Raw genomic sequence first — 303 nt, forward strand, 5'->3', positions numbered from 1 at the left:
ATATCCGGCGGCGAGCTGGAGCTAGTCATGATTGCCCGTGCCTTAGTGCAAGAGCCCCAGCTGCTGGTTCTTGACGAGCCCACGGCGGCCCTCGAATACGGCAATGCTATGCGCGTTATTGGCAAGATCCGCGAATTGGCCAGCAACGGATTGGCCATCCTGATGACCACCCATAGTCCTGATCACGCATTTATGTGCGATTCGAACGTGGTGCTTTTGCAGCGGGAGCTGCCCATGCGCTGGGGTCGGGCCGTTGACATGATTACCGAGCGCAACATGCAGCAGGCCTTTGGGATTTCCGTC

Annotated in this window: 1 protein-coding gene; it reads left to right on the forward strand. The window is 58.1% G+C overall.

Features of this window, described 5'->3' with window-relative positions; genetic code table 11:
- Positions 1 to 303, forward strand: a 303-nt coding sequence (locus tag PZH32_RS12785) for an ABC transporter ATP-binding protein (RefSeq protein WP_275208634.1), incomplete at both ends; no start/stop codon positions are given.

Origin of the sequence: Adlercreutzia equolifaciens (assembly GCF_029076695.1) — a bacterium.
Taxonomy (GTDB): domain Bacteria; phylum Actinomycetota; class Coriobacteriia; order Coriobacteriales; family Eggerthellaceae; genus Adlercreutzia; species Adlercreutzia equolifaciens_A.